Raw genomic sequence first — 23,173 nt, 5'->3', positions numbered from 1 at the left:
GACTAGCACTCATCTCAAATAGAATGGGAGTAAGGAACACAAAAGTTACTTCGCAGTTTATGGAAACTACGGTAGTTAAAAGGAAAAAGGCGAATAGATCCTTTGAATTTCTAAGCTACTCCATTTGGTCATTTTCATCGTTTTTATTCTACTCCCGAACGCTTTTATAGCGATGACCATAAAATAACATTGAATGTTCATAATCTTGTAAGATGAAGGAGTTTTGATCATGTCTACTATTACTCATACGTCTGTCAACAGACGGAAAAAAGGTCGAAAGAAAAAGTCATGCAGCTGCAGTGGTTACAAAAGGAAAAAGTAACATACTCTTAAATAAAATAGGAAATAATGACTTCGATAATTGCTGCTACTCCTGCAATCGCTAATACAATAATGATTGGGATAAATACAGTAGAATAAAAGTGAAAGCCTAAGAATAAAAATAAAGCTGACCAAATGCCCGTACACCAGTGACACCGTAATAGTTCACCAATCCATCGCTTCCATCCATTTCCTTTAAACATCACCGTCTCTTCTATGGTACCATCGGGCAACCATTTTTCTTCTACCTCAAAAAAAGGTGCTCGAATAAAACCTGTGATCTTATCATAAACAATCAACCTTGTTAACCGAAATGTCGCCAGTGATAATAAAGCAAAAGATAACCATGTAATCATAGGGCACCTTCTCTCTTTTCTTCTTTACTTTCATATTATTAATTAAGTGCCTCATTCATGATTAGAAACCAAAAAAAGACCTGATAAAAACATCAGATCTTGATTACTTTATTATTTATCTAATTGTTGGTCTACCATGTCACCGATCCATGGTAACTTGAAATAATGACCTTGATAGGCTTTTATCATTAAGACAATCCATAGAACAGCTGTTAAAGGTAAAATTAAAATACTTACAAGCCATCCCAATAAAGGAATCATACCAAGAACCGTATTTACCACAATCAAAGCTACAAATATAAAAGTCGATTGTAATGCATGAAAACGGACAAAGCGATTATCTTTTTCTAACAATAAAAAAATGATACCAGTAATAAACCCTAGTACATATGTTAATAAACCGGCGACATTTTGGTCTAATCCCGTTGATGTTTTGGTTTGTTGCTCTGACTTTTGTTCTTCATTATCTTGAGGCGATTGATTTTCTGTCATTTGTCCCCCTCCTTTCGTTAAAAATTACTTCAATACATAATTTTAACATTATCAAGAAAATTCACAATATTTATTTTCTTTTGTGGAGAAATTTGCTGTATAAAGAAGCTAAAACTTGTTGAAATAACATACCAACAACAACAGGTACTGCCACTGGCCCCGGAAAATATTGAACAGCTATAACTGCTCCGGCACTAATGTTTCTCATCCCGCTGCTAAATGTCAGGGAAATCACATCTTGATTTTCCCGTTTTAACCATTTACCCAGTATCCATGCTAAATAATATCCACTTGCAGCTACAAAAAACATGGTAACGGCTACTTTAACAAGATGAAAATCAATATCTAATAAATAATCTGCTACCTCTGAGCTATTAATCATAATCACTAACGCTAGCGCCATTTTTGAAAAAGGGGCTAAGCGTGGACTCCATTTCTCATGAATTTCTCCACGAGTCATTTCATGTAGAATCATACCTAGTATAGAGGGGATCACGATCATGATAAACAAACCTTTCATCATCGACCATACTTCTAAATCAACGGATGCTCCGATAAATAATGATAAAGACAACGGGACAATGAAGGGTGATAAAATCGTATCAATCAAAATGACGGATAGCGTTAATGCAACATTTCCTTTATTCATGGAAACCCAAATAAAACTTGTAATACCTGTTGGAATAATCATCGCTAATACAAAACCAATAACAGTTAAATGATCATTACTAAAGGTGATACTTCCTATTAGAAACGCCCATAATGGCATTAAAACATGTAAAATAACAAGTGCTATCACTATCGATAAAGGATGAGCGACCACTCGATATAAAGCAACAAAATTCAAGCTCAAACTCCCTGCAAATGTCATAAATGCAAAGATCCAGATAACCCAGTTATCAAAATGAATAAAAAAATCCGCATATAAAACACCAATGATTACACTTGTTGGTGCTATAAAGGGCATAATTCTTTGTAAGATTTGATTTAAACGGTTTAACATCTCTGTCTACTCCTAGGGTGTTATATCTTTTTTAATCTTGGACGTTTCTCTGACCAATCTACCTCTACTGGCACTCCAAAAAATGCGGTTAAATTTTCCGAGTTGACCATAGTTTTTGTTGCACCTTGATTAAATACACGGCCATCTTTTAACAGTAAAGTTTTCGAAAAAGTTGGTAAAATCTCCTCTACATGGTGTGTTACATAAATAATGGAAGGCGCATTTTCGCTTCTGCTTATTTGCTCAATCGATTCTAATAATTGCTCTTTTGCAACAAAATCTAATCCACTTGTCGGCTCGTCTAAAATTAATAATTTAGGATTATTGATGAGAGCTCGTCCGATTAACACGCGTTGCTGTTCACCTTGTGACAATGTTCGATAGGCACGATTAGCATATGAAAAGCAATCAAGGTCCTTCAATAACTGTTTCGCCTTGGCACGCATCTCATCTGTTGGAGTTTCATATAAACCAATCGAAGCAAAAGCACCACTTAATATGACTTGGTATGCACTATCAGTACCATAAATTCGTTGTTTTAAGGCGGAAGATACAATACCAATTTGCTGTCTTAACTGTTCACCAAGTACATCCTTTCCAAATTGCTTGCCTATGACTTTAACTTTGCCTTCCGTTGGAAAATAGTATGAACACAACATATGTAAAAGTGCTGTTTTTCCTGCCCCATTCAAACCCAATAATGTCCAGTGTTCTCCTTTTTTCATTTTCCAATCAATCTCTTTTAGTATCCAATTTCCCTCTTTTTTTAGTCCTACTTTTTGCAAATCCAGAACCATTCATATCACTTCCTTTATCTCTTTATAGTATACACCCGCAAGCTTGAAATTTCTTGTGTTTGGTTTGCAGAAAAAATTTTCTGAAAAAATGAACTTTTATATTGAAAATGATTCTCATTATCGTTATAATGTACTTAATCACATACAGTGATGAAACATTCCCTTTACACATATCTTTTGTTACCCCCAATCAACAAAAGTTCCAAGGATGTTTCCCAATCCATAGAGAGCAACTATCTCGTTGATAGTCTGCTTCTCTTTTTTTACATTTTCTTAATTAAAATTATTTTAAATAAATATTGATTTTTATAAAACTTGTATTATAATAAAGAGTGTAAAATCTTTAAGAGAGAGGTGCTATATATGAGTCAAGAAAAAAAATACCTAACAACTGCCTCTGGTACACCAGTTGGAGATAATCAAAACTCCATTACAGCAGGGCATAGAGGACCAACGTTAATCCAAGACGTTCATTTACTAGAAAAACTAGCTCACTTTAACCGAGAAAGAGTTCCAGAAAGAGTTGTGCATGCAAAAGGCGCCGGAGCACACGGCTATTTTGAAGTAACCAATGACATTTCTAAATATACAAAAGCAGACTTTTTATCTGAAGTTGGCAAGACAACACCTATGTTCATCCGTTTCTCAACTGTTGCTGGTGAATTAGGTTCTGCCGATACTGTACGTGACCCTCGTGGTTTCGCTGTTAAATTCTATACGGATGAAGGTAACTATGATTTAGTTGGAAATAACACACCCGTATTCTTTATTCGTGATGCCATTAAATTCCCAGACTTTATTCATACCCAAAAACGTAACCCGCAAACGCACTTAAAAGATAAAAATGCGGTATGGGATTTCTGGTCACTATCACCAGAATCACTTCACCAAATTACTATTTTACATTCTGATCGTGGAATTCCAGCAACCCATCGTCATCAAAACGGGTACGGAAGCCATACGTTTAAATGGGTAAATAAAGATGGAGAAGCTTTCTATATTAAATATCATTTCAAAACTGATCAAGGTATTAAAAACTTAGATCCTAAGGTTGCGGATGAACTTGCAGGTACAAATCCTGACTATCATATAGAAGATCTATTTAATGCAATAGAAGAAGATAACTTTCCTTCTTGGACATTAAAAGTTCAAATCATGCCTGAAGCAGATGCACTAAACTATCGTTATGATCCATTTGATGTAACGAAAGTATGGTCACATGATGATTATCCACTAATTGAAGTTGGTAAAATGGTATTAGATCGCAATCCTGAAAATTACTTTGCAGAAGTAGAACAAGCTGCCTTCTCACCTGGAAACTTTGTTCCTGGTATCGAAGCATCTCCAGATAAAATGCTTCAAGGTCGTTTGTATGCATATTCTGATGCGCATCGCTACCGTGTTGGAACAAATCATGAAACACTACCAATCAACCGTGCAAAATCATCGGTTAACAACTATCAACGTGATGGTCAAATGAGACATGATGGTAATAATGGCAGTGCCCCTAACTATGAGCCAAACAGCTTTAGTGATGCACCAAAAGAAACACCAGAAAATAAAATTAATCCATTTGATGTTTCTGGATTTGCTGACAGTGTTCCATATGATCATGATGATCACTACTCTCAGCCTCGTTCGTTATTCCGTGATGTGATGAATGATGAAGAGCGCGAGCGTCTCATCCAAAACTTTGCGGATCATATGAGTGCCGTAACTCGTGAAGGTATTGTTGAACGCCAATTAGAACATTTCTATAAAGTACATCCTGAATTAGCAGAAGGAATTGCTGCGAAATTAGGTGTAGAAGTACCAGCACACGTAAAAGAATAATATGAAATAAAAAGAGCCTCCCCCCGAAAGTTAGAGTAGAGAATCTAACTTTCGGGGGTGTTTTTTTATGGGCAAGTATTGTAAAAAACTTGTCATCGAGTATTTGTATGGGAATCTTGGAATATAACTCTTTGTCGCACAAAAAGATGGAGAAGTATTCTTTTCTTTGTCATTTTACAGCAAGAAATGTAGGATGGAGAAGAATAATTTTCATGTGTTGTTAGTAGTAAATAGCAGTTACTTTTCTGATGAAAATCATTGCATAAAGCGGGATCGCTGGTTGGAGTCATGGCAACAAGCAATAAATAATCACACGCTATTTAATAGATGAAATGATTTTTGAAATTCTATAACTCTTTGAAAGGCTTGCTAACAAAGTCGAAGCAGAAAGAATTAAATGGAGAGTTAATCGGAGAAATAGATGTTAATTAAGGTATAAATAAAAATATTATAAATAGGTGGATTTACTATGAAAAGTGTTATATCTTTTATACTTGGTGTTATTGTGGCTTCGTTATCAGTACAGTTAATTAATAATGACTTTAATAGTTTTGATATTATATGGGCAATTGGTTTAATAGTAACTTATGTGTATGCAGCACTGTTTTTTAGAACAGGATTTAGTTTTTGGAAATTAGTCATTGGTAGTTTAGGAATTTTATTAGTGCTAATTATCTTGTCATTTGCGGCTGAAATAGATGTTGGTGTGTATAGTGGTTTAATATTTGTGATTTTTTATGTTGAAGCGATACGTAAAAAGAAAGAAACTAACGATTATTAACAATATAGAACTGTTGTATAGACTGGTATAACAATAAACGATCAAAAACAAAATTAGCCGGGTTGAGTTCAATCGAATCCTGAACTCAACTCAGCCAATCAGCCGCATAATAGAACTCTAACTTTTTTTGGGTAACCACTTTGGATCAACCCCAAAATGGAACTGCTAACTGCTGTGAACGCGTTACTTATTATCCTTAAAATGATTAGTTTAGTTTAAAGCTCACTACCTTTAGCTCTGTCATGGCTTCAATCGAGGACTTGATACCTTCTCTTCCTAACCCCGATTGTTTCACTCCCCCAAAAGGCATAGCATCAATACGATAATCACTACTATCATTCACCATGATGCCGCCAACTTCTAACTCCTGTATCGTTAAAAATGCATTTTCCAAATCTTTGGTAAATATCCCTGCTTGCAGCCCATAATCAACAGCGTTTGACTGATCAATCGCTTGATGCACATCCTCTACTGAATAGACAAGTACGACAGGACCAAATATTTCTTCTTGAGCAATCACAGCATTACTAGGGACATCTGTTAGAATAGTAGGATAATAAAAGGCTCTTTCTTTTTTTCCACCAATTTGAATTTTTGCCCCTTCTACTACTGCTTGATTTACCCATGCTTCAACTCTTTTTGCTTCCCGTTCATTAATCATTGGGCCAATGTCTGTTAATGGATCCATTTTATCTCCCAAATGCAGTTCAGAAGTCCTGTGTTTATATAACTCTAAGAATTGATCATATACTTCCTTTTCTACATAAACTCGCTGGACACCAATACAATTTTGGCCGGCAACTGTAAAAGCACCTGAAACACAAGACGCCACTGCTTTTTCAACATCTGCATCTTTTAACACGATAACCGGAGAGTTGGAACCGAGCTCCATTCCTACCTTCTTAATTCCAGCTTTATGCGCTATTTTCTTCCCAACATCCACCCCTCCCGTAAATGTAATCATTGTGATGGAAGGGTGTGTGACGAGCACGTCGCCTACATCTCGACCTGATCCGGTCACAACGGATAGCATGCCTGCAGGTAAACCAGATTTTGTGAATGCTTCTGCCAAAAGCAATGCACTCAACGGCGTATCAGATGCTGGTTTGACAATAACCGCATTTCCAGAGGCAATCGCTGGACCAACCTTGTGAGCTACTAAATTTAAAGGATCATTAAACGGGGTAATAGCTCCAATCACACCTACTGGAAAGCGATAATAATAGCCCACCCTATTTTCTCCACTTTCACTTTGATCAAAATTAATCGTTTCTCCATTTATCCTTCGCGCTTCTTCTGCGCTGATTTTAATCGTTTGTATCGCTCGTTTCACCTCTCCACGAGCCTCTTGAATTGTTTTACTTCCTTCTAATGCTATCGTTTCTGCATAACGCTCTTTATTCTCTTCTATATAAGAGGCTACTCGTTGAAGCACAGCCATTCTTGCATAAGTTGGCCAATATTTGTTGTTTAGATAAGCCTCATCTGCTTTTTCAATGGCCATTAGCATATCATTTTCTGTAGCTAATGGTACTTTGGCAATTAATCGATTATCTTGCGGATCAAATACATCAAATGTTTGCTCAGCAGCTATCCATTGTCCTGCAATCAACATTTTTTCTTGTTTTACTTGTAGTTGCATGGAATTCACCCCCTATTAAAGTTTGGTTAGGGCATTTTGTCTATGGTAGTGAATGATATCAATAAAAAGTGAATAACCTGTTTCGATTAACCCTGCCCCTGCACCTGTTAACATAATTGGACCGGATAAGTCACATTCATAGACAATCGCATTTGTTGGACCATTAACTCCAGCTAATGGATCGTTACCATCTACCAGCTCTGGCTTAACCGAAGCTTCAACAGAACCATCTTCCCTTTTGGTTAAACGCGAGAGCAGACGCCATTTTTGATTTTCATCTAATGCTTCTTTCACCATCTCTAATGTTAAATCGCTAATTCCCTTACAATAAATATCTTCTGATGCTATTTTTTTACCCATTAAATAGTTCGCTAAAATCGCTGTCTTATATCTCGCATCATAACCTTCTACGTCACTAACTGGATCCGCTTCTGCAAACCCTAGGCTTTGTGCTTTTTCTAAGGCTTCCTTGTATGTCTTACCTTTTTCCATTTCAGTAATCATATAATTAGTCGTTCCATTTAGAATCCCTTTAATTTCCGTTATTTCATTACCTGCTAGCGTCATAACGGGCAATCTGAGAGCTGGTGTTCCGCTCATTACCGTCCCTTCAAATCCCCAGAACACGTCGTTTTTTTCAGCGAGTGCTGATAGCTCATCATAAGCTAAGGCAACAGGACCTTTATTAGTCGTTACTACACTTTTATTATGTTCAAAAGCTGTTTGGCAATGGTCAATGGCTGGTTGACCTGTTTTCACATCTGTGAACGTTACCTCAACAATCATATCTGCATTCGTATCCTTGATCGTATCCATGCTATCCCAGCCTCTAATTAGTCCTGTTTGATCTGGATAAGCATCTAAACTCCCAGAATCTCTAACGGCAGATAACAACTCTTCAATGTTTAATCCATTTGGATGATACACAGATCCTTTCATAATATCGGATACAGCGACAACCTCGGGCTCGAAACCAAACGATGGCTTTTCGCCCTTTTGTTGTTTCAAAAAAATCTCTGCCAAAGCCTGCCCAACACCGCCAAACCCAATAAAAGCGACCTTCATAGTCAATCTCATCACCTCCATTGTTTTTTTAAAGAAAAATCGGTGGTTGCTTTACTTGTTTACAAATAAACTTTCTGGCAAGGATTGAAAGGCTTGCTCTAAATCATGAATTAAGTCATCCTTATCTTCCAGTCCTGCTGAATATCGAATTAACCCTTCCGGTATCCCCATTGCAGCTCTTTCTTCTGGTGTACATTCTACGTGACTTGTTGTGCGTGAGGGGCCCACAATAGTTTCAACAGAGCCAAGATGCGCTGCACGGTTCACATATTTTAGCTTTGGAAGTAAATGTCTGAGTGTATCCACCCCACCCTTTACCGAAAAACTTAACATGCTGCCAAACCCGTTCATTTGTTTCTTAGCAATATCATGGCCTGGATGGTCCTCTAATCCTGGGTAAAATACCGATTCAACGGCATCAACAGATTGCAAATAGCGAGCAACTACCATTGCATTCTCACTTTGCTTTTCAATTCTCAACTGAAGCGTTTTCATGCCTCTTAGCAATAAATAGGCTGACATTGGATCAAGTGTTGCTCCATTGATTTCTCTATAATGATAAATACTTTCTACTAATTTTTTAGATCCACATACTGAGCCGCCTAATGCATCTGCATGACCGCCTAAAAATTTAGTAGCACTATGAATCACTAAATCTGCTCCCAATTCAAGTGGGTTTTGGTTTATCGGAGTAGCAAATGTGTTATCAACAATGACTATAGCTCCAGCTTTTTTTCCAACCTTCGCCATTCGTTCAATATCCGTTATTTTCACTGTTGGATTAGTGGGACTTTCTAAATAAAGAACTTTACAGCCTTTTGCTACCTCTTTTTCAATCGCTGCATGATCTCCTGTGTCGCATAAAACTACGTCTATTTTTTGCTTTGGCAAAAATTCGGTAAATATTTTATTGGTTCCGCCATAAGTGTCTTTTATGGAAACTATTCGATCCCCTGGAAATAATAGAGTTCCGAGTGTATTACTAATGGCTGCCATGCCAGTCGAAAAGCTCGTAGCAGCTTCTGCTCCTTCTAAAATTCTTATTTTTTCTTCAAATGCTTCAACGGTTGGATTGGTATTACGACCGTAGATATGACCTTCTTTATTTCCGATAGCGACTTCATACCATTCATCCATATCGTCATAACCAAAAGATACACTATGCACAACTGGAACTTGAGTGGCTCCGAAAGCTAATTGATCTTTTTCTCCTGCCCATACTGCTTTTGTACTCATTTTTACATCTCTCATACTAGGCCCTCCTCATCTATAATCTATCTAATCATATGGAAAACTAGCTGATTATTCCGCCTTTTTCTTGAAACGGAAAGGGATCTTGCACAATTAAATCTCTTGGGATTTTGGTGAACGTTTCACCACCATTTTTTGTTACTCGAAATGATTCACTGATCTCAATTCCATAATCGTCAAACCATAAGGCCGGAATAAGGTGGAAAGTCATGTTTGGTTGTAAAACGGTTGAATCCTCTGCTCGAATGCTTGCTGTATGCTCTCCCCAATCCGGCGGGTAACCTAAACCTACGGAATATCCTAGTCTTGCCTCTTTTTCAATTCCATATTTTTTGAGACAGTTATACCAATACCTTTCCAGTTCTCCACAAGTGACTCCAGGCTTTACCGCATCTAAAACGGCATTCAAACCTTCAACGACAATCGGAGCAATTTTCTCAAGCTGTATAGAAGGTTTACCTATCGATACTGTTCGAGCTACTGGTACATGATACCTCTTGTAACAGCCTGCTAATTCAATAACAACAGATTCTCCTTCTTTATATTTTCTCTCCGACCAAGTTAGATGTGGTGCACCAGTATTATCTCCAGACAGAAGCAACGGAACAATAGCTGGATAATCACCTCCATAATCATCCGTACCAGAAATCATTTGATGATATATTGCTGCTGCTGTATCACACTCTCTATTCCCTACCCGTACGCTTTCTACTGCTTTATACATCGCTTGATCAGCAATTTCTGCTGCCTGCTTCATATATTCAATCTCTTGCTCTGATTTGATAATCCTTACATAGTTCACTAATAAATCCGCATTTTTAAATGTAGCATTGGGAAGTCCATACTTTAACCTTTCATAAGCTTTGGCAGTGAAATAATAATTATCCATCTCAACACCAATGTTTCTATTTCCTTGCCCTATCTGTTTTAAAATTTCTGCTATAAAATCCATTGGGTGGTAAATCGATGATTGCACATAATAATCTGGGAAAGGAATAATATTTTCGTTGTAAATCCATGTGGTAATTTTCGCGCCATTTGCATCTTGATAACGACCAATCCAAATTGGCTGAGGTTCATCAATGATGATAATTAACATTTGGTGAACATAGAATGACCAAGCATCATAGCCTGATATATAATTCATATTAGCTGGGTCTGTTACAAGTAACACTTCAATCCCGCTTTCAGCCATCTGTTGTTTTGTCTTCGTTAAACGTTTTTGATATTCTAAAATATCAAAGGCTAACATCGTATCCCTCCTCCCCCCTAAAATTTTTTATAAAGTGTTATTTCTTACTTTCATCTTATTAAACAGCTGGTTAAAATGTAATGTTCAGATTGTATGAAGTTTTTGGTTTTCTGTCATACAACATGAATTAAGGCACAAACGCCCATATATTCAGGAATACAGGCTACTTTTGCACTCACCTTATTTGACTCATGCTTTTTAAAAAGTTCCAAATTAGAAGCAAGTGGGTGACACGAATCGCCGCTTATCATTTAGTTCTTTCAGTTCCATATTTAAGATATTGAATTTCATTTTGGTACTTAATCAGGCTTTAAGTACTAATTTGATTTTTTGCTTTTATATTTTGGTACTTAATAAAAATTTGGCTAAGTGATCGCATTATTTGCGCTTATCTATGTTCTTCACTTTCTTTTCCTATAAAAAAACGCCCTGCTATACAACAAGACGTCATCCCTATTATTTTATTTTATTCAGCATCCATAACCGGACACTCAAATCTAATAAAAAAGAATCATCAGCCTCAATTAAGGATAAATGCGTCAGAGACTCTATTTTTCTCAAGCGATGCAATAACGATTGGCGATGTAAATTTAATTCTCTTGCTGTTTGACTAACATTTCCTTTGTATTTGTTGTACGTCTTAAAAGTAAAAATGAGGTCTGTCTGTCTCTTTTTATCGTATTCTAACAATGGTCTCAATGTATCTTTTACAATCTCATGAATATTTTCTTCTTGAGATATTGCCATTAACAGCCGATTAATTCTTGTATCACTATAAAATGTTCTATTCCCAGGACCATCATGCTGCAGTCCAATTTCTAGAGCCGTTTTGGCCTTTTCATAGCTTTCATAAAATGGATACGTACTTTCTTTTTGAAGTGCAATTCCCCAAGAGATATCAATATCTGAAAGCAATTGGCTTAACCGTCGTTCAATCGTATCTAAAAATTGATTTGCTACATCATGATAAGAAGGATCCTCTACTTGCAAATAAAGAATCACTTCCCCCTTTTCAAAGGTAGTCATCGTTTTTCGCTCAAATAGTCGACCTGCGTAGGTGATTTCCTTCTGGATATAATAATTAAAGCTTCTTAATGATGAATGATAAGGGTTATCTAAAGTATCATGCTTATCTGATCCTAGATCTTTATTTCTAATATCTCCGACAATACAAACATAAGGAAGATTTAGATCATATCTTAATAAATGTGCTTTTGTTAATAGTTGATGATCTATTTTCAATTTATTTTTAGCTAAATTTAAAACAAAATTATCCTTTAATCGTATCTCGGTTAACTCAATGGCATTCTCTTTCACAAAGTATAACGCACAGGCTGTCAATGCATGCTCTAACACATTCATCACAAACCAAGTCAGCTCTTTATTATCGCTCGGCTGAAATACAATATACCCTTGTACCTTGTGATTGTTGAGAATTTGCAGCTGAAAAAAACGATCTTTATAAAATTTGTATTCTTTCATATGATAATACAATGGATGTTCTTGAAATTTTATATCAGATAGTGGTATCGGATGTAAATGACCTTCTTGGACTTCGAGACTATAATTTTCTAAAATATCTTTATTAAAAAACTTTAATGCCCTCCACCTTTTTTCAGAATCAGTGATGGCAACAGGAATTTTAATATGCTTATATAATGTGTGTGCAATCTCTTCTAATCCTTTATCTTTTAGAACACAATTAATTAATTCTTGTCTGGCATCTTCTACCTTTTGACGTTCTTTGTGTTTTACTTCTGTAATTTTATCCATCACAGATTGCCAAATATCCGTAAAACGAACTTCCCAAGGAATGTCAATGATGATTAAATCATTTTGATTTGCCTTTTCCAAAATTCGATCAGGGATATTATAAATATATCGTCCTGTGGCAAAACCTAAAACAGATACCCCTGATTGAATGACATCTTGCACAAAGGATTCTAATAAGTTGGGATTATCTTCGCATCCTATACCGGTACTTAAAACAAACTCATTCTTTCTGACAAAGTTTTCAACAGGGAGCTCAATAACAGAAACCCATTCAATCGGCTTTTGCTCTAGCAATTGTTTTCCTGTCTTTACTTCACAAACTTTCATCACCGGCATTTGCATTATAGTACTCACCGTTAAAACCATACCCTCACCTCATTTTGCTACAAAATTCCATCATCACATAAACATAAGTGCTTTTTAAAAAAAGAGACATTTTTGCCTTATCAAAATTTATAAGTTTGATAAGGTCTACGATAACAGAAACTTTGTCGAGGACGAGCTGTTAAACGAAGTCAGAAACTTAGTCCTCCTTTTTAACTATTCCCAGCGAAAGCTTCGGGAAAACCGAGTTTAACAACATATAAAGGATTTTTGTTATGATGATTTCTCAATCAAAAGAGACAAAAAAGCAAATAATCTGTTATATTATTTTTACGCTCAAACACCATACAATATGCCTTTTCATTCACTATCCTCAGGAATATGAAGCTACATTTATAACCTGTGTTTTTGGATAAAAATAAAAATACAGTCTACCCAGAAAAAGCAGTAATGGCAAAATCCAATGAAAACAACCGAAATCAATATTTTTAGACGATTAAAAAGCCATATATTTGTTGCAAGATCCAGCGTTGTTATCGATAGTCTGATTGTAAAATATTACAAATGGACAGGCAACTTTGTGTTTAGATATTGTCTTTTTATTTAAAAAATAATGATTGTTTTGAAAAAAAACGGGAATAAATAAGCTGAATACTTTGATAATTCGATCAAATTTTGCTCATTTGTAAGGATAAATGACAATATTGGAGGATTTATAAAGTTATTCCAATTGAATGAAGCTCAAGTTAATAAAAGAAGATTTATAAAGTGTAATCAAGCTATAAGCGATTTGCGGAATACTGCAAGTCCCTTTATTATGTTTAATGTAACGATTTGTGTAAATAAACGATTGCCCAATAAGAAAGGAGTAAATTGTGATTAATAACGTACAGAATCCAGCTCCAACCCTAGACGTTGTGTTCTCCAAACCAACAAAGAATGATGGAGCATCTATGTGGGAATTAGTATCAAAATCAACATTAGACACAAACTCTCCCTACCAATACCTTTTAATGAGTGAGTATTTTAGTGATACTTGTGTCGTAGCAAAAGAAAATAACCAAGTGGTTGGCTTTATTACCGCATTTATCCCTCCAAACAAACCAGATGCTGTATTTGTTTGGCAAGTTGGTGTTGATACATCACAGCGAGGTAAAGGTATTGCATCCAAAATGTTGCATTACTTATTAACAAGCGAGGCGTGTCAGAACATCAAGTTTGTCGAAGCAACTATTACACCAGACAACAAGGCATCGCAATCTCTATTCCAGAAAATAGCTCGTGACTTTAATACAGAAATTACTTCAAGCGAGTTTTTTACCGAGGATGTTTTCCCTGGTGATGAGCACGAAGAGGAATTAAAGTTTATTGTCGGGCCTATTAACAAATAATAATGTCGTAATATTTCGTATTTTCTAACTAAGAAAGTGCGAAAATAAATTCGATATATAATACATTTCTAGGAGGAACTTAAAAGATGAGTAAAAATCTTGATACTATCAATCATCATGAATCTGTTGTGCGTACTTATATTCGTAACTTCCCAACTGTATTTACTAAGGCGAAGAAGCACAAAATGTGGGACGAGGATGGAAATGAATATTTAGATTTCTTCTCCGGTGCAGGTGCACTTAACTATGGACACAATGATGATCATATGAAAGAAAAATTAATTGAATATATCACAAGTGATGGGATTACGCACTCTCTAGATATGGCTTCTACAGCAAAAGCTGAATTTTTAGAGAAGTTTGATGACGTAATCTTGAAACCACGTGATCTTGACTATAAAGTAATGTTCCCTGGACCAACAGGAACAAATACAGTAGAAAGTGCCTTAAAATTGGCTCGTAAAGTAACAGGTCGTACTGATATTATCAGTTTTACAGGTGGTTTCCATGGTATGACTATTGGTTCCCTATCTGTTACAGGTAACTCTATGAAACGTCAAGGTGCTGGTATTCCACTACAAAACACTGTAACAATGGCTTATGACAACTATGTTGATCATGATACAATTGTATATTTAGAAAGATTCCTTGAAGATAGCGGTAGTGGCGTTGCGATTCCTGCAGCAATGATCGTAGAAACAGTTCAAGGTGAAGGTGGTATTAACGCTGCTCGCTTTGATTGGTTAAAACAAATTGAGGAAATTTGCCGTCGTTGGGGCATTCTTTTAATTATTGATGATGTGCAAGCAGGTATCGGTCGTACTGGCTCATTCTTCAGTTTCGAAGCTGCTGGTATTAAACCAGATATTGTTTGCTTATCTAAATCATTAAGTGGTTATGGTTTACCACTTGCCGTAACATTGATCAAGCCTGAGTTAGATATTTGGAAGCCAGGTGAACACAATGGTACTTTCCGCGGTAATAACCATGCTTTCGTAACAGCGACAGCTGCACTTGACTATTGGAAAGATGAGTCATTTGAAAAACAAATCCACGAAAAATCTGAAATTATCTACAACTTCTTAGATAAAATTGTTTCAGACTATCCTGAAATTAAAGGGGAAGTTCGTGGTCGTGGATTTATGATTGGTATTGCTTCAGAAGTTGAAGGAATTTCTGAGAAAATAACAGCTCGTTGCTTTGAATTAGGTTTAATTATGGAAACTGCGGGACCAAATGATGAAGTATTCAAACTATTCCCACCATTAAATATACCTAAAGATGAGTTACAAAAAGGTCTGGATATTATTGAAGAAAGTGTAAAAGATGTAGTTAAGAACCCCGTTACTAACTAAGGTACGTTTTGCACAAAAACTTGACTTATCGCCAAATCCTTTTGGCGAAAGTCTTCGTTTTTCTTATACTATAATCCATAGAAGTTTATGCATTATTATAGTGCAAATAAAACAGACAATACAGGAGGCAATTTAATTATGAAAGTAGTAAAACTAGAAGACATACTAGGAACTGATTATGATGTTGATGGAGGTAACTGGATTAGCCGTCGTCTGATTATGAAAAAAGACGGTATGGGCTATTCTGTTAATGATACCATTATTAAAGCAGGTACAGAAACTCATATTTGGTACCAAAATCATCTTGAATCTGTATACTGTATTGAAGGTGAAGGTGAAGTTGTAACATTAAGTGATAATAAAGTATGGCCAATCACAAAAGATACGCTATATGCACTTGACGAACATGATGAACATTTACTTCGTGCAAAAACAGATATGCGCATGGTTTGTGTATTCAACCCACCTCTATCTGGTAAAGAGGTACATGATGAAAATGGCGTATACCCAGTAGACGAAGATTAATCAATCTGCTTAGAAAAACTATCCCTTTTTTCTAACAGTCCTTAAGACATTCCTATAGTAAAGTAAAATATTTCTTATCCAAAAGCTCCCTTTTCCTTGGGGAGCTTTTACTTTTTTGTATATACTATTGATGAGGTGTTAAAAATGGCTAAAAAAGAATTAGATGATTATTTACAAGAAGGCATTTATGGGGCAAAGGAAATTAATCCTGATGAAAAACGAAAATATTTAGGGACTTTTCGAGAGAGAGTCTTATTAGTCTTATCGAAGTCACAGGTTCGCGGTGAGAAGGGACTATCAGAAATGGAGGAATTGATACGTCAATTTTCTGATACTAAGATATTAATGAATGGTAATATGAGTTTACGTTTCTTTAAACCTTACCGCGAGCTTGCTAATAAACAACATATTCCTTACACTTATGTATCTAATCGTGAAGCTGACAGTGATTACGGTCTTGTCTTGACTGCCAAAACTGCTGTAGACAAAGAAGATATTATGTTAGCTGAAGAGGATCAAACGAAGGAATCTTCGGAAAAAAAAGCTTGGTGGAAGAAATTGCTAGGCCTATAAGAAGCTTAGATAAAGAGAAGCTCATTGATCATGCAACTGGAATATACTTGCTCCCCCTTAGGAGTCACGCATATTCCAGTTGCAGAATGAGTTACTTCTAGTAAGATTCAACTCATTTCATAATTAAATGGACTTTAAGCAAGGGTGTTGGTAGCTTCTAGTACTTTCACGAAACGTTTCATCCCTTCTTCAATTAGTGCTGGTTCAGAGTTGGTAAAATTCAAGCGTAGTGTGTTCTGTTCGGGGTCAGATACATAGAATGGTTCTCCTGGTACAAAAGCCACTCCTTCTTTTACCGCTTCATTTAATAAGTCTTTTGTGTTAATTTGTTTCGGCAACATTACCCAGAAGAACATACCACCTTTTGGTACTATATACTCCAATCCTTCAATATCAACTGTCTCTAATAATCGCTTCATCACAAGCATTCTTTCATAATATGTTTTTCTGATCGTTTGAATGTGCTCATCAATATTAAAGTCTTGTAATAAATGCACCAATGCATGCTGACTAATAGAATTAGTATGAAGATCAGTTGCCTGCTTAGCTTGCGCCATAATACGAATAATTTGGTGTGGACCAACAATCCAACCAATACGAACAGCAGGCACAACCGTTTTAGAAAAGGTGCTTGTGTATAATACAATTTCATTTTCATCTAATGACGCAATGGATGGTGGTGCTTCATTTTCATCAAATTGTAATTCTCCATAAGGATCATCTTCAAAAATAACAACATGATATTTGTTTGCCAGTTCTAGTAATTTTTGTCTTCTTTCTAACGACCATACCTTTCCGGTTGGATTGGAATAGGTTGGTACTACATAGATACATTTGGGCTTATGTTGTACAATTTTCTCTTCTAAATCAGCTAAAACCATACCATCATCATCGGAATCAACTGCGACTATATTTGTTTCATACGATTCAAATACTTGTAATGCTGCTAAATATGTTGGGGTTTCTGTTAAGATAACATCACCCTTATTGAACATTACTCGCGAGAAAAGATCGATCGCCTGCTGACTTCCTGAAGTAATCAAAATATTATCAGCGGAGCGGTGTAAGCCTTTTTGTTTCATACGCTCAGCTAATAATTCCCGTAGCTGAGGTACTCCTTCTGTTTCTCCGTACTGCAGTGCTTTTTTATTCGTCGTAATCGCCCTATGGAAAGCATTATCAATAGCCTCTACTGGAAATAAATCTTCTTCCGGCAATCCCCCAGCAAAAGAGATAATATTACCTTGATTGATTATTTTTAAAATATCTCGTACTGCTGATGATTTCATATATTTTACCCGTTCTGAAAAACCATATTTCATTCGTGATCCCTTCTTTCTATCATTTAAGGAGTTTTTATTTTAATTTAAAAGGTACCTCTGCGCAATTAAATACCACTGTGTGAATGAAGCACACAGCTTGTTAGAAAGGACAGCTACTCTCCATGGAAGTAACTGTCCTTACTTTAACCTAATATAGCTCGGTCATTCTCCATTTGTTTTCCGCGGATTCGCTGGAATTCATGTAGTAATTTTTCAATAGTAAGCTGTTGTTTTTCTTGACCAGATACTTCTAATATAATTTGACCCTTATCCATCATAATCAGGCGGTTACCTAAGTCTAAAGCTTGTTGCATATTGTGTGTAACCATTACAGTAGTTAAGTCGAATTGTTCGACCACTTCACCAGTAAGATTAGTAATTAATTCAGCACGTGAAGGATCTAATGCTGCTGTATGCTCATCTAACAATAATATATTCGGCTCTGTAAAAGTTGCCATTAATAGTGAAAGCGCCTGACGTTCCCCACCGGAAAGCAATCCGACTTTTGCATTCAGTCTGTTTTCTAGTCCTAAATGAAGGGTTTCTAAATGTTCTTTAAATAACGCCTTGCGCTTTTTGCTAACCCCTACCTTCAACGTACGCTTTTTGTTTCTGGCATATGCCATCGCTAGGTTTTCTTCAATCGTCATCGTTGGTGCTGTTCCTGCCATAGGATCCTGGAAAACTCGCCCTATAAACTGGGAACGTTTATATTCAGGCAACATAGTAACATTTTTATCATTAATTTTCACCGTTCCGATATCTGGCTTTAAGGAACCGGAAACCATGTTCATTAGAGTTGATTTTCCAGCACCATTACTCCCGATCACCGTAACAAAGTCACCTTTTTCCATATCAAGATTGATACCTTGTAATGCTTTCTTTTCATCCAATGTACCTTCATTAAAGGTTATCTCAATGTCTTTCATGCTAAGCATTATTAGCTCTCCTTTCCACTAGCTAGCATTGCCCTTTTTCTCCTTATTCGTTTTGCTTCTTTTTGGGTGGCAACGAGTTTTGGTGTGACCAGTGCAAGAATAACAATCACTGCCGTTATTAATTTCGTATCACTAGTATCTAAAAAATTCACTTTTAATGCAAAAGTCAATACTAGTCGATAGACAATCGCTCCACCAATTACAGCAAGTGTTGTACGAGCAATGTTTTTTGTACCGAATAAAGCTTCCCCTATAATAACGGAAGCAAGGCCGATTACGATCATACCAATACCCATACTAACATCTGTGAAACCACCAGCTTGTGCGATAAAAGCTCCGGATAAAGCAACTAATGCATTGGAAATACCTAAACCGATAATGGTTAGAATATCCGTGTTGGCAGAAAAACTTTTAATCATTTTTTCATTATCACCAGTTGCACGTAAAGCTAGGCCTACTTCTGTTTTCAAGAAATAATCCGTAATAAATTTTATAATAAGTGTAATAATAACCATGATGATTAATACAACCCATGTCCCAGGAACTGTATCTGCACCTAAATCAGTAAGAATGCTATTTAAAAAGCTATCGATACCTAAAGAAGCCCAAAAACCTTCTAATTGATTAAATATTGTCGGTTCATTTAGTAAAGCGACATTCGGTTTGCCCATGATTCTAAGATTAATAGAATACAAGGCAATCATCATTAAAATACCGGATAATAATGGATTAATCTTTCCTTTCGTATTCAAAATTCCTGTGACAACACCTGCTATAAAGCCAGCAATGACAGCATAAAATGTTGCTAATACAGGTGGTACTCCATTCACGATCGAAATTGCTGCAACAGCTCCTCCTGTCACAAAACTACCATCAACCGTTAAATCCGGGAAATCTAAAATACGAAATGAAAGATAAACGCCCAATGCCATCAGCGCATAGATAATACCAGATTCTACTGCGCTGAACGAGGAAATTAAGATGCCACTCATGCTACTCTTCCTTTCTGTCTTTCTACTACCTTACTTTCTTGATAAGAAACCTCGACACCTACCATTCTTTAGCAATGTCGAGGTTTTCTTCGGATATTTATTCTTCTTCTACTGTTTCTAGAAATTCTGCATCTTCATCCCAATCTTCGTTCCATTCCACACCTTGTGCTTCTGCTGCTTCTTTGTTAATAAACAACTGCATGCTTGGTGGAGCTTCCACAGGGATATCTGCTGTTGTTTTTTTACCTGTTAACACTTCGACAGCCATTTCACCTGTACGATAGCCGATTGTATGGTAATCAATTCCAAATGTTGCAAACCCACCACGCTTTACTGATTCAGGCTCACCTACAATCAATGGGATACCTTGTTCTTCTGCTACTGCTACCACCGCTTCTAGTGCGGAGACAACCGTATTATCAGTAATGATATAGAATACATCGGCCTCGCCAACTAAAGAGTTAGTTGCTTGCTGTACTTCAGAGGAATTACCAATAGTTGCCTCTGCTGTAGATAAGCTCGTGCCTTCTACCGCTTCTTTCACTGCCTCAATTTGTGCAACAGAGTTTGCTTCACCTGCACTATAAATAAGTCCGATTGTTGCTCCTTCGAAATAATTATCAACAAATTCTACCGTTGTTAAGACAGAATCTGGGTGTAAGTCCAATACTCCCGTTATATTTTCACCTGGTTCATCTAATGCTTCAACAAGACCACTTTCTACTGCGTCTGTAACCGACGTAAATAAAATCGGAATATCACTTGTTGCTTGCAATGAACTTTGTGCACTTGGAGTAGAGTTTGCAAAAATTAAATCAACACCATCTGCTACAAAGTTATTAGCAATCGTTGATGCATTATTTTGATCATTTTGTGCGGATTGAAAGTCATATTCTGCTTCTAAACCAGCATCTGCAATCGCTGCCTGAAACCCTTCATATGCAGCATCTAATGATGGATGCTCTACAATTTGTGTTGCTCCAATCTGATATACTTCATCGTCAGAAACTGCTTCTTCATCTTCCGTTTCTTCCGTAGCTTCTTCAGAATCTCCCTCTGTCTCTTCGGCATCCGATCCGCCATTTGTATTATCTGTATCGTCACTTGTACCACATGCTGCTAACACAAGTATACTGAAGAAAGCAATAATTAATAATAAAAGCAAATTTTTCTTCATAATCCCCTTTTCCCCCATTTTCTTTAAATTTGAAATTTTCAAACTTTTAAGATTTATTATAGCACAATTTCGACAACTTCGGTATAGCTTATTTGCGATTTATCTTTTGTTGAAAAGGGTTTAGACTGTTTCATCGATTATAAAATGTGAAGGATAACATTTGTCGATTCCCTTTTTTTGTTCCTCACCTTGCTATTCATAGACACCTTTTCTCCGTTTCGCTCATTTTTGTCCATCCTATCTCTACATGCTAAAAAACACGCGTCTCATCAAAGATGAAACGCGTGTTGAAATCATTATTCTTATTGATCCGTTCGATTGATAAAGTCTGTTACGCCACCTTCTGATGAGCAAGATACGTTGTGTGCATATTTTCCTAATATACCACGTTTGTATAGCTCCGGTGCTTTCCAGTTAGCACGACGTTTTTCTAATTCTTCATCAGAAACGTCCATCGAAATTTCTTTTTTCTCTGAATCGATAGTTACCATATCTCCTTCTTCTAGGAAAGCGATCGGTCCACCTGTTTGTGCTTCTGGGGCAATATGACCAACTACCAGACCATGTGTACCACCAGAGAAACGACCATCCGTTAATAATGCTACTTTCTGACCTAATCCTTTACCAACTAAGATCGCAGAAATGGAAAGCATTTCTGGCATACCTGGTCCACCTTTTGGACCAACGTAACGGATGATTAACACGTCTCCTTCATTAATCTCGTTATTCATTACAGCATTTGTTGCTTCTTCTTCATTATTAAACACACGTGCCGGCCCACTATGACGTTTTACTTTTACACCTGACACTTTCGCTACTGCGCCACTTGGTGAAAGGTTACCTTTTAATACGATTAATGGTCCATCTGCACGATATGGATTACTTAATGGATGAATGATGTCCTGATCATCTGAAAGCACTACCGAATCTGCATAATTTTCTGCAATGGTTTTACCAGTAACAGTTAAACAGTCACCATGTAAGAATCCATTATCTAATAATAGACGCATTACAGCTGGAACCCCACCAATTTTATGTAAATCTTCCATTACATATTTACCACTCGGCTTCAAGTCTGCTAAATGAGGAACTTTTTCTTGAATACGATTAAAGTCATCAATCGTTAAATCTACTTCTGCTGCATTAGCAATCGCTAATAAATGAAGCACAGCATTTGTTGATCCACCTAATGCCATTACAGCAGTTATTGCATTTTCGAATGCTTTTTTCGTTAAAATATCTTTTGGATAGATACCTTTTTCGAGAAGTTTATAAACAGCTTCCCCTGCTTCACGGCAATCTTGTGATTTTTCAGGATATTCCGCAGGGTTAGAAGAGCTTCCCGGTAAACTCATACCAAGTGCTTCTACTGCTGTTGCCATTGTATTTGCTGTGTACATACCACCGCAAGAACCAGCTCCTGGGCATGCTGCACACTCAATTCCTCTTAATTCTTCATCATCGATATCACCGTTATTGTGTTTACCTACCCCTTCAAAAACAGATACAAGATCTAATTTTTGTCCATTTCGGTATCCTGGCGAAATCGTTCCACCATATACAAAAACAGCTGGAACATCAGAACGAGCAATAGAAATTAAACAACCAGGAATATTCTTATCACATCCACCAATTGCAACATAACCATCGAGGTTCTCTGCTCCTACTACTGTTTCAATCGAATCTGCAATCACATCACGACTTGGAAGGGAATAACGCATTCCCGAAGTACCCATGGAAATACCATCTGAAACCGTGATCGTATTGAAAATCATTGGCACACCGCCAGCTTCTCGGGCACCTTCTTTAGCACTAATTGCCAGATCATCTATGTGAACGTTACACGGTGTTACCTCACTCCATGTACTCGCTACACCGATCATTGGCTTTTTAAAATCTTCATCTGTTACCCCCACAGCCCGTAACATTGCACGGTTCGGAGCGCGTTTTGAATCATCAAACACATTACTTTTGATACGTAAGTCCTTCCCCATTCCAATATGCCTCCCA

21 protein-coding genes are annotated in these 23,173 nt (G+C 36.6%); 7 read left to right on the top strand and 14 right to left on the bottom strand.

The features are described 5' to 3' along the window. Window positions 1–329: 329 nt before the first annotated feature. The 4 genes from BM121_RS11635 to BM121_RS11620 form a co-directional block, all read right to left on the bottom strand. Window positions 330–677, bottom strand: coding sequence for a DUF1360 domain-containing protein (locus BM121_RS11635; RefSeq protein WP_091483806.1), 348 nt, complete (start codon window positions 675–677; stop codon window positions 330–332). A gap of 111 nt (window positions 678–788) precedes the next feature. Further along, on the bottom strand, window positions 789–1,169 hold the full coding sequence (locus tag BM121_RS11630) for a DUF4870 domain-containing protein (RefSeq protein ID WP_091483805.1): 381 nt from the start codon (window positions 1,167–1,169) through the stop codon (window positions 789–791). 70 nt (window positions 1,170–1,239) lie between these two features. Then, window positions 1,240–2,172: a bile acid:sodium symporter family protein gene (locus BM121_RS11625; protein WP_091483804.1), complete on the bottom strand. Its 933-nt coding sequence runs from the start codon at window positions 2,170–2,172 to the stop codon at window positions 1,240–1,242. A gap of 20 nt (window positions 2,173–2,192) precedes the next feature. Further along, a complete protein-coding gene (locus BM121_RS11620; protein ID WP_091483803.1) occupies window positions 2,193–2,969 on the bottom strand; it encodes an ABC transporter ATP-binding protein in 777 nt (258 codons plus the stop codon). A 363-nt stretch (window positions 2,970–3,332) separates the two neighbouring features. On the opposite strand from BM121_RS11620, the gene BM121_RS11615 reads away from it, so the two are divergent. From BM121_RS11615 to BM121_RS11610, 3 genes are all read left to right on the top strand, one after another. Then, window positions 3,333–4,802 carry a catalase gene (locus BM121_RS11615; protein WP_091483802.1) on the top strand — a complete coding sequence of 490 codons (1,470 nt, stop codon included), beginning with the start codon at window positions 3,333–3,335 and terminating at the stop codon, window positions 4,800–4,802. 193 nt (window positions 4,803–4,995) lie between these two features. After that, a complete protein-coding gene (locus tag BM121_RS22680) occupies window positions 4,996–5,133 on the top strand; it encodes a protein rep (RefSeq protein ID WP_175495412.1) in 138 nt (45 codons plus the stop codon). A gap of 138 nt (window positions 5,134–5,271) precedes the next feature. After that, window positions 5,272–5,583, top strand: a complete 312-nt coding sequence (locus BM121_RS11610) for a hypothetical protein (RefSeq protein WP_091483801.1) — start codon at window positions 5,272–5,274, stop codon at window positions 5,581–5,583. Window positions 5,584–5,788: 205 nt separating this feature from the next. On the opposite strand, the gene BM121_RS11605 is transcribed toward BM121_RS11610, so the two are convergent. From BM121_RS11605 to BM121_RS11585, 5 genes are all read right to left on the bottom strand, one after another. Then, window positions 5,789–7,225 carry an aldehyde dehydrogenase family protein gene (locus BM121_RS11605; RefSeq protein WP_091483800.1) on the bottom strand — a complete coding sequence of 479 codons (1,437 nt, stop codon included), beginning with the start codon at window positions 7,223–7,225 and terminating at the stop codon, window positions 5,789–5,791. Between the two features lie 15 nt (window positions 7,226–7,240). Next, the gene (locus BM121_RS11600; RefSeq protein WP_091483799.1) at window positions 7,241–8,296 is read right to left on the bottom strand and encodes a homoserine dehydrogenase; all 1,056 of its coding nucleotides are present in this window, start codon (window positions 8,294–8,296) and stop codon (window positions 7,241–7,243) included. A 45-nt stretch (window positions 8,297–8,341) separates the two neighbouring features. Then, window positions 8,342–9,541, bottom strand: a complete 1,200-nt coding sequence (locus BM121_RS11595) for a cystathionine gamma-synthase family protein (RefSeq protein WP_091483798.1) — start codon at window positions 9,539–9,541, stop codon at window positions 8,342–8,344. 43 nt (window positions 9,542–9,584) lie between these two features. Next, window positions 9,585–10,793 carry a M24 family metallopeptidase gene (locus tag BM121_RS11590; protein ID WP_091483797.1) on the bottom strand — a complete coding sequence of 403 codons (1,209 nt, stop codon included), beginning with the start codon at window positions 10,791–10,793 and terminating at the stop codon, window positions 9,585–9,587. Between the two features lie 456 nt (window positions 10,794–11,249). Continuing rightward, a complete protein-coding gene (locus BM121_RS11585) occupies window positions 11,250–12,932 on the bottom strand; it encodes a PucR family transcriptional regulator (RefSeq protein ID WP_091483796.1) in 1,683 nt (560 codons plus the stop codon). An 833-nt stretch (window positions 12,933–13,765) separates the two neighbouring features. On the opposite strand from BM121_RS11585, the gene ectA reads away from it, so the two are divergent. From ectA to BM121_RS11565, 4 genes are all read left to right on the top strand, one after another. Continuing rightward, window positions 13,766–14,281 (top strand): diaminobutyrate acetyltransferase, encoded by a 516-nt coding sequence (gene ectA / locus BM121_RS11580; protein ID WP_091483795.1) that lies wholly within the window; start codon window positions 13,766–13,768, stop codon window positions 14,279–14,281. An 86-nt stretch (window positions 14,282–14,367) separates the two neighbouring features. Further along, entirely contained in the window at window positions 14,368–15,636 is a 1,269-nt protein-coding gene (gene ectB, locus BM121_RS11575) for a diaminobutyrate--2-oxoglutarate transaminase (protein ID WP_091483794.1), read from the top strand. 138 nt (window positions 15,637–15,774) lie between these two features. After that, complete coding sequence (locus BM121_RS11570; RefSeq protein ID WP_091483793.1) at window positions 15,775–16,161, top strand: ectoine synthase; 387 nt, start codon at window positions 15,775–15,777, stop codon at window positions 16,159–16,161. A 144-nt stretch (window positions 16,162–16,305) separates the two neighbouring features. Then, window positions 16,306–16,734 (top strand): YueI family protein, encoded by a 429-nt coding sequence (locus BM121_RS11565; protein WP_091483792.1) that lies wholly within the window; start codon window positions 16,306–16,308, stop codon window positions 16,732–16,734. A 134-nt stretch (window positions 16,735–16,868) separates the two neighbouring features. On the opposite strand, the gene BM121_RS11560 is transcribed toward BM121_RS11565, so the two are convergent. The 5 genes from BM121_RS11560 to ilvD form a co-directional block, all read right to left on the bottom strand. Further along, window positions 16,869–18,056 (bottom strand): aminotransferase-like domain-containing protein, encoded by a 1,188-nt coding sequence (locus BM121_RS11560; protein ID WP_091483791.1) that lies wholly within the window; start codon window positions 18,054–18,056, stop codon window positions 16,869–16,871. A gap of 143 nt (window positions 18,057–18,199) precedes the next feature. Then, on the bottom strand, window positions 18,200–18,994 hold the full coding sequence (locus BM121_RS11555; protein WP_091483790.1) for an ABC transporter ATP-binding protein: 795 nt from the start codon (window positions 18,992–18,994) through the stop codon (window positions 18,200–18,202). Between the two features lie 2 nt (window positions 18,995–18,996). Further along, entirely contained in the window at window positions 18,997–19,977 is a 981-nt protein-coding gene (locus BM121_RS11550) for an ABC transporter permease (RefSeq protein WP_175495415.1), read from the bottom strand. Between the two features lie 106 nt (window positions 19,978–20,083). Then, entirely contained in the window at window positions 20,084–21,163 is a 1,080-nt protein-coding gene (locus BM121_RS11545; RefSeq protein ID WP_091483788.1) for an ABC transporter substrate-binding protein, read from the bottom strand. A gap of 302 nt (window positions 21,164–21,465) precedes the next feature. Continuing rightward, on the bottom strand, window positions 21,466–23,157 hold the full coding sequence (ilvD, locus tag BM121_RS11540; RefSeq protein ID WP_091483787.1) for a dihydroxy-acid dehydratase: 1,692 nt from the start codon (window positions 23,155–23,157) through the stop codon (window positions 21,466–21,468). Window positions 23,158–23,173 lie beyond the last annotated feature (16 nt).

Source organism: Gracilibacillus orientalis (assembly GCF_900114645.1).
Lineage (GTDB): Bacteria > Bacillota > Bacilli > Bacillales > Amphibacillaceae > Gracilibacillus > Gracilibacillus orientalis.
The sequence above is the reverse complement of the archived record's forward strand: the minus strand, read 5'-3'. Positions and strand labels throughout refer to the sequence as shown.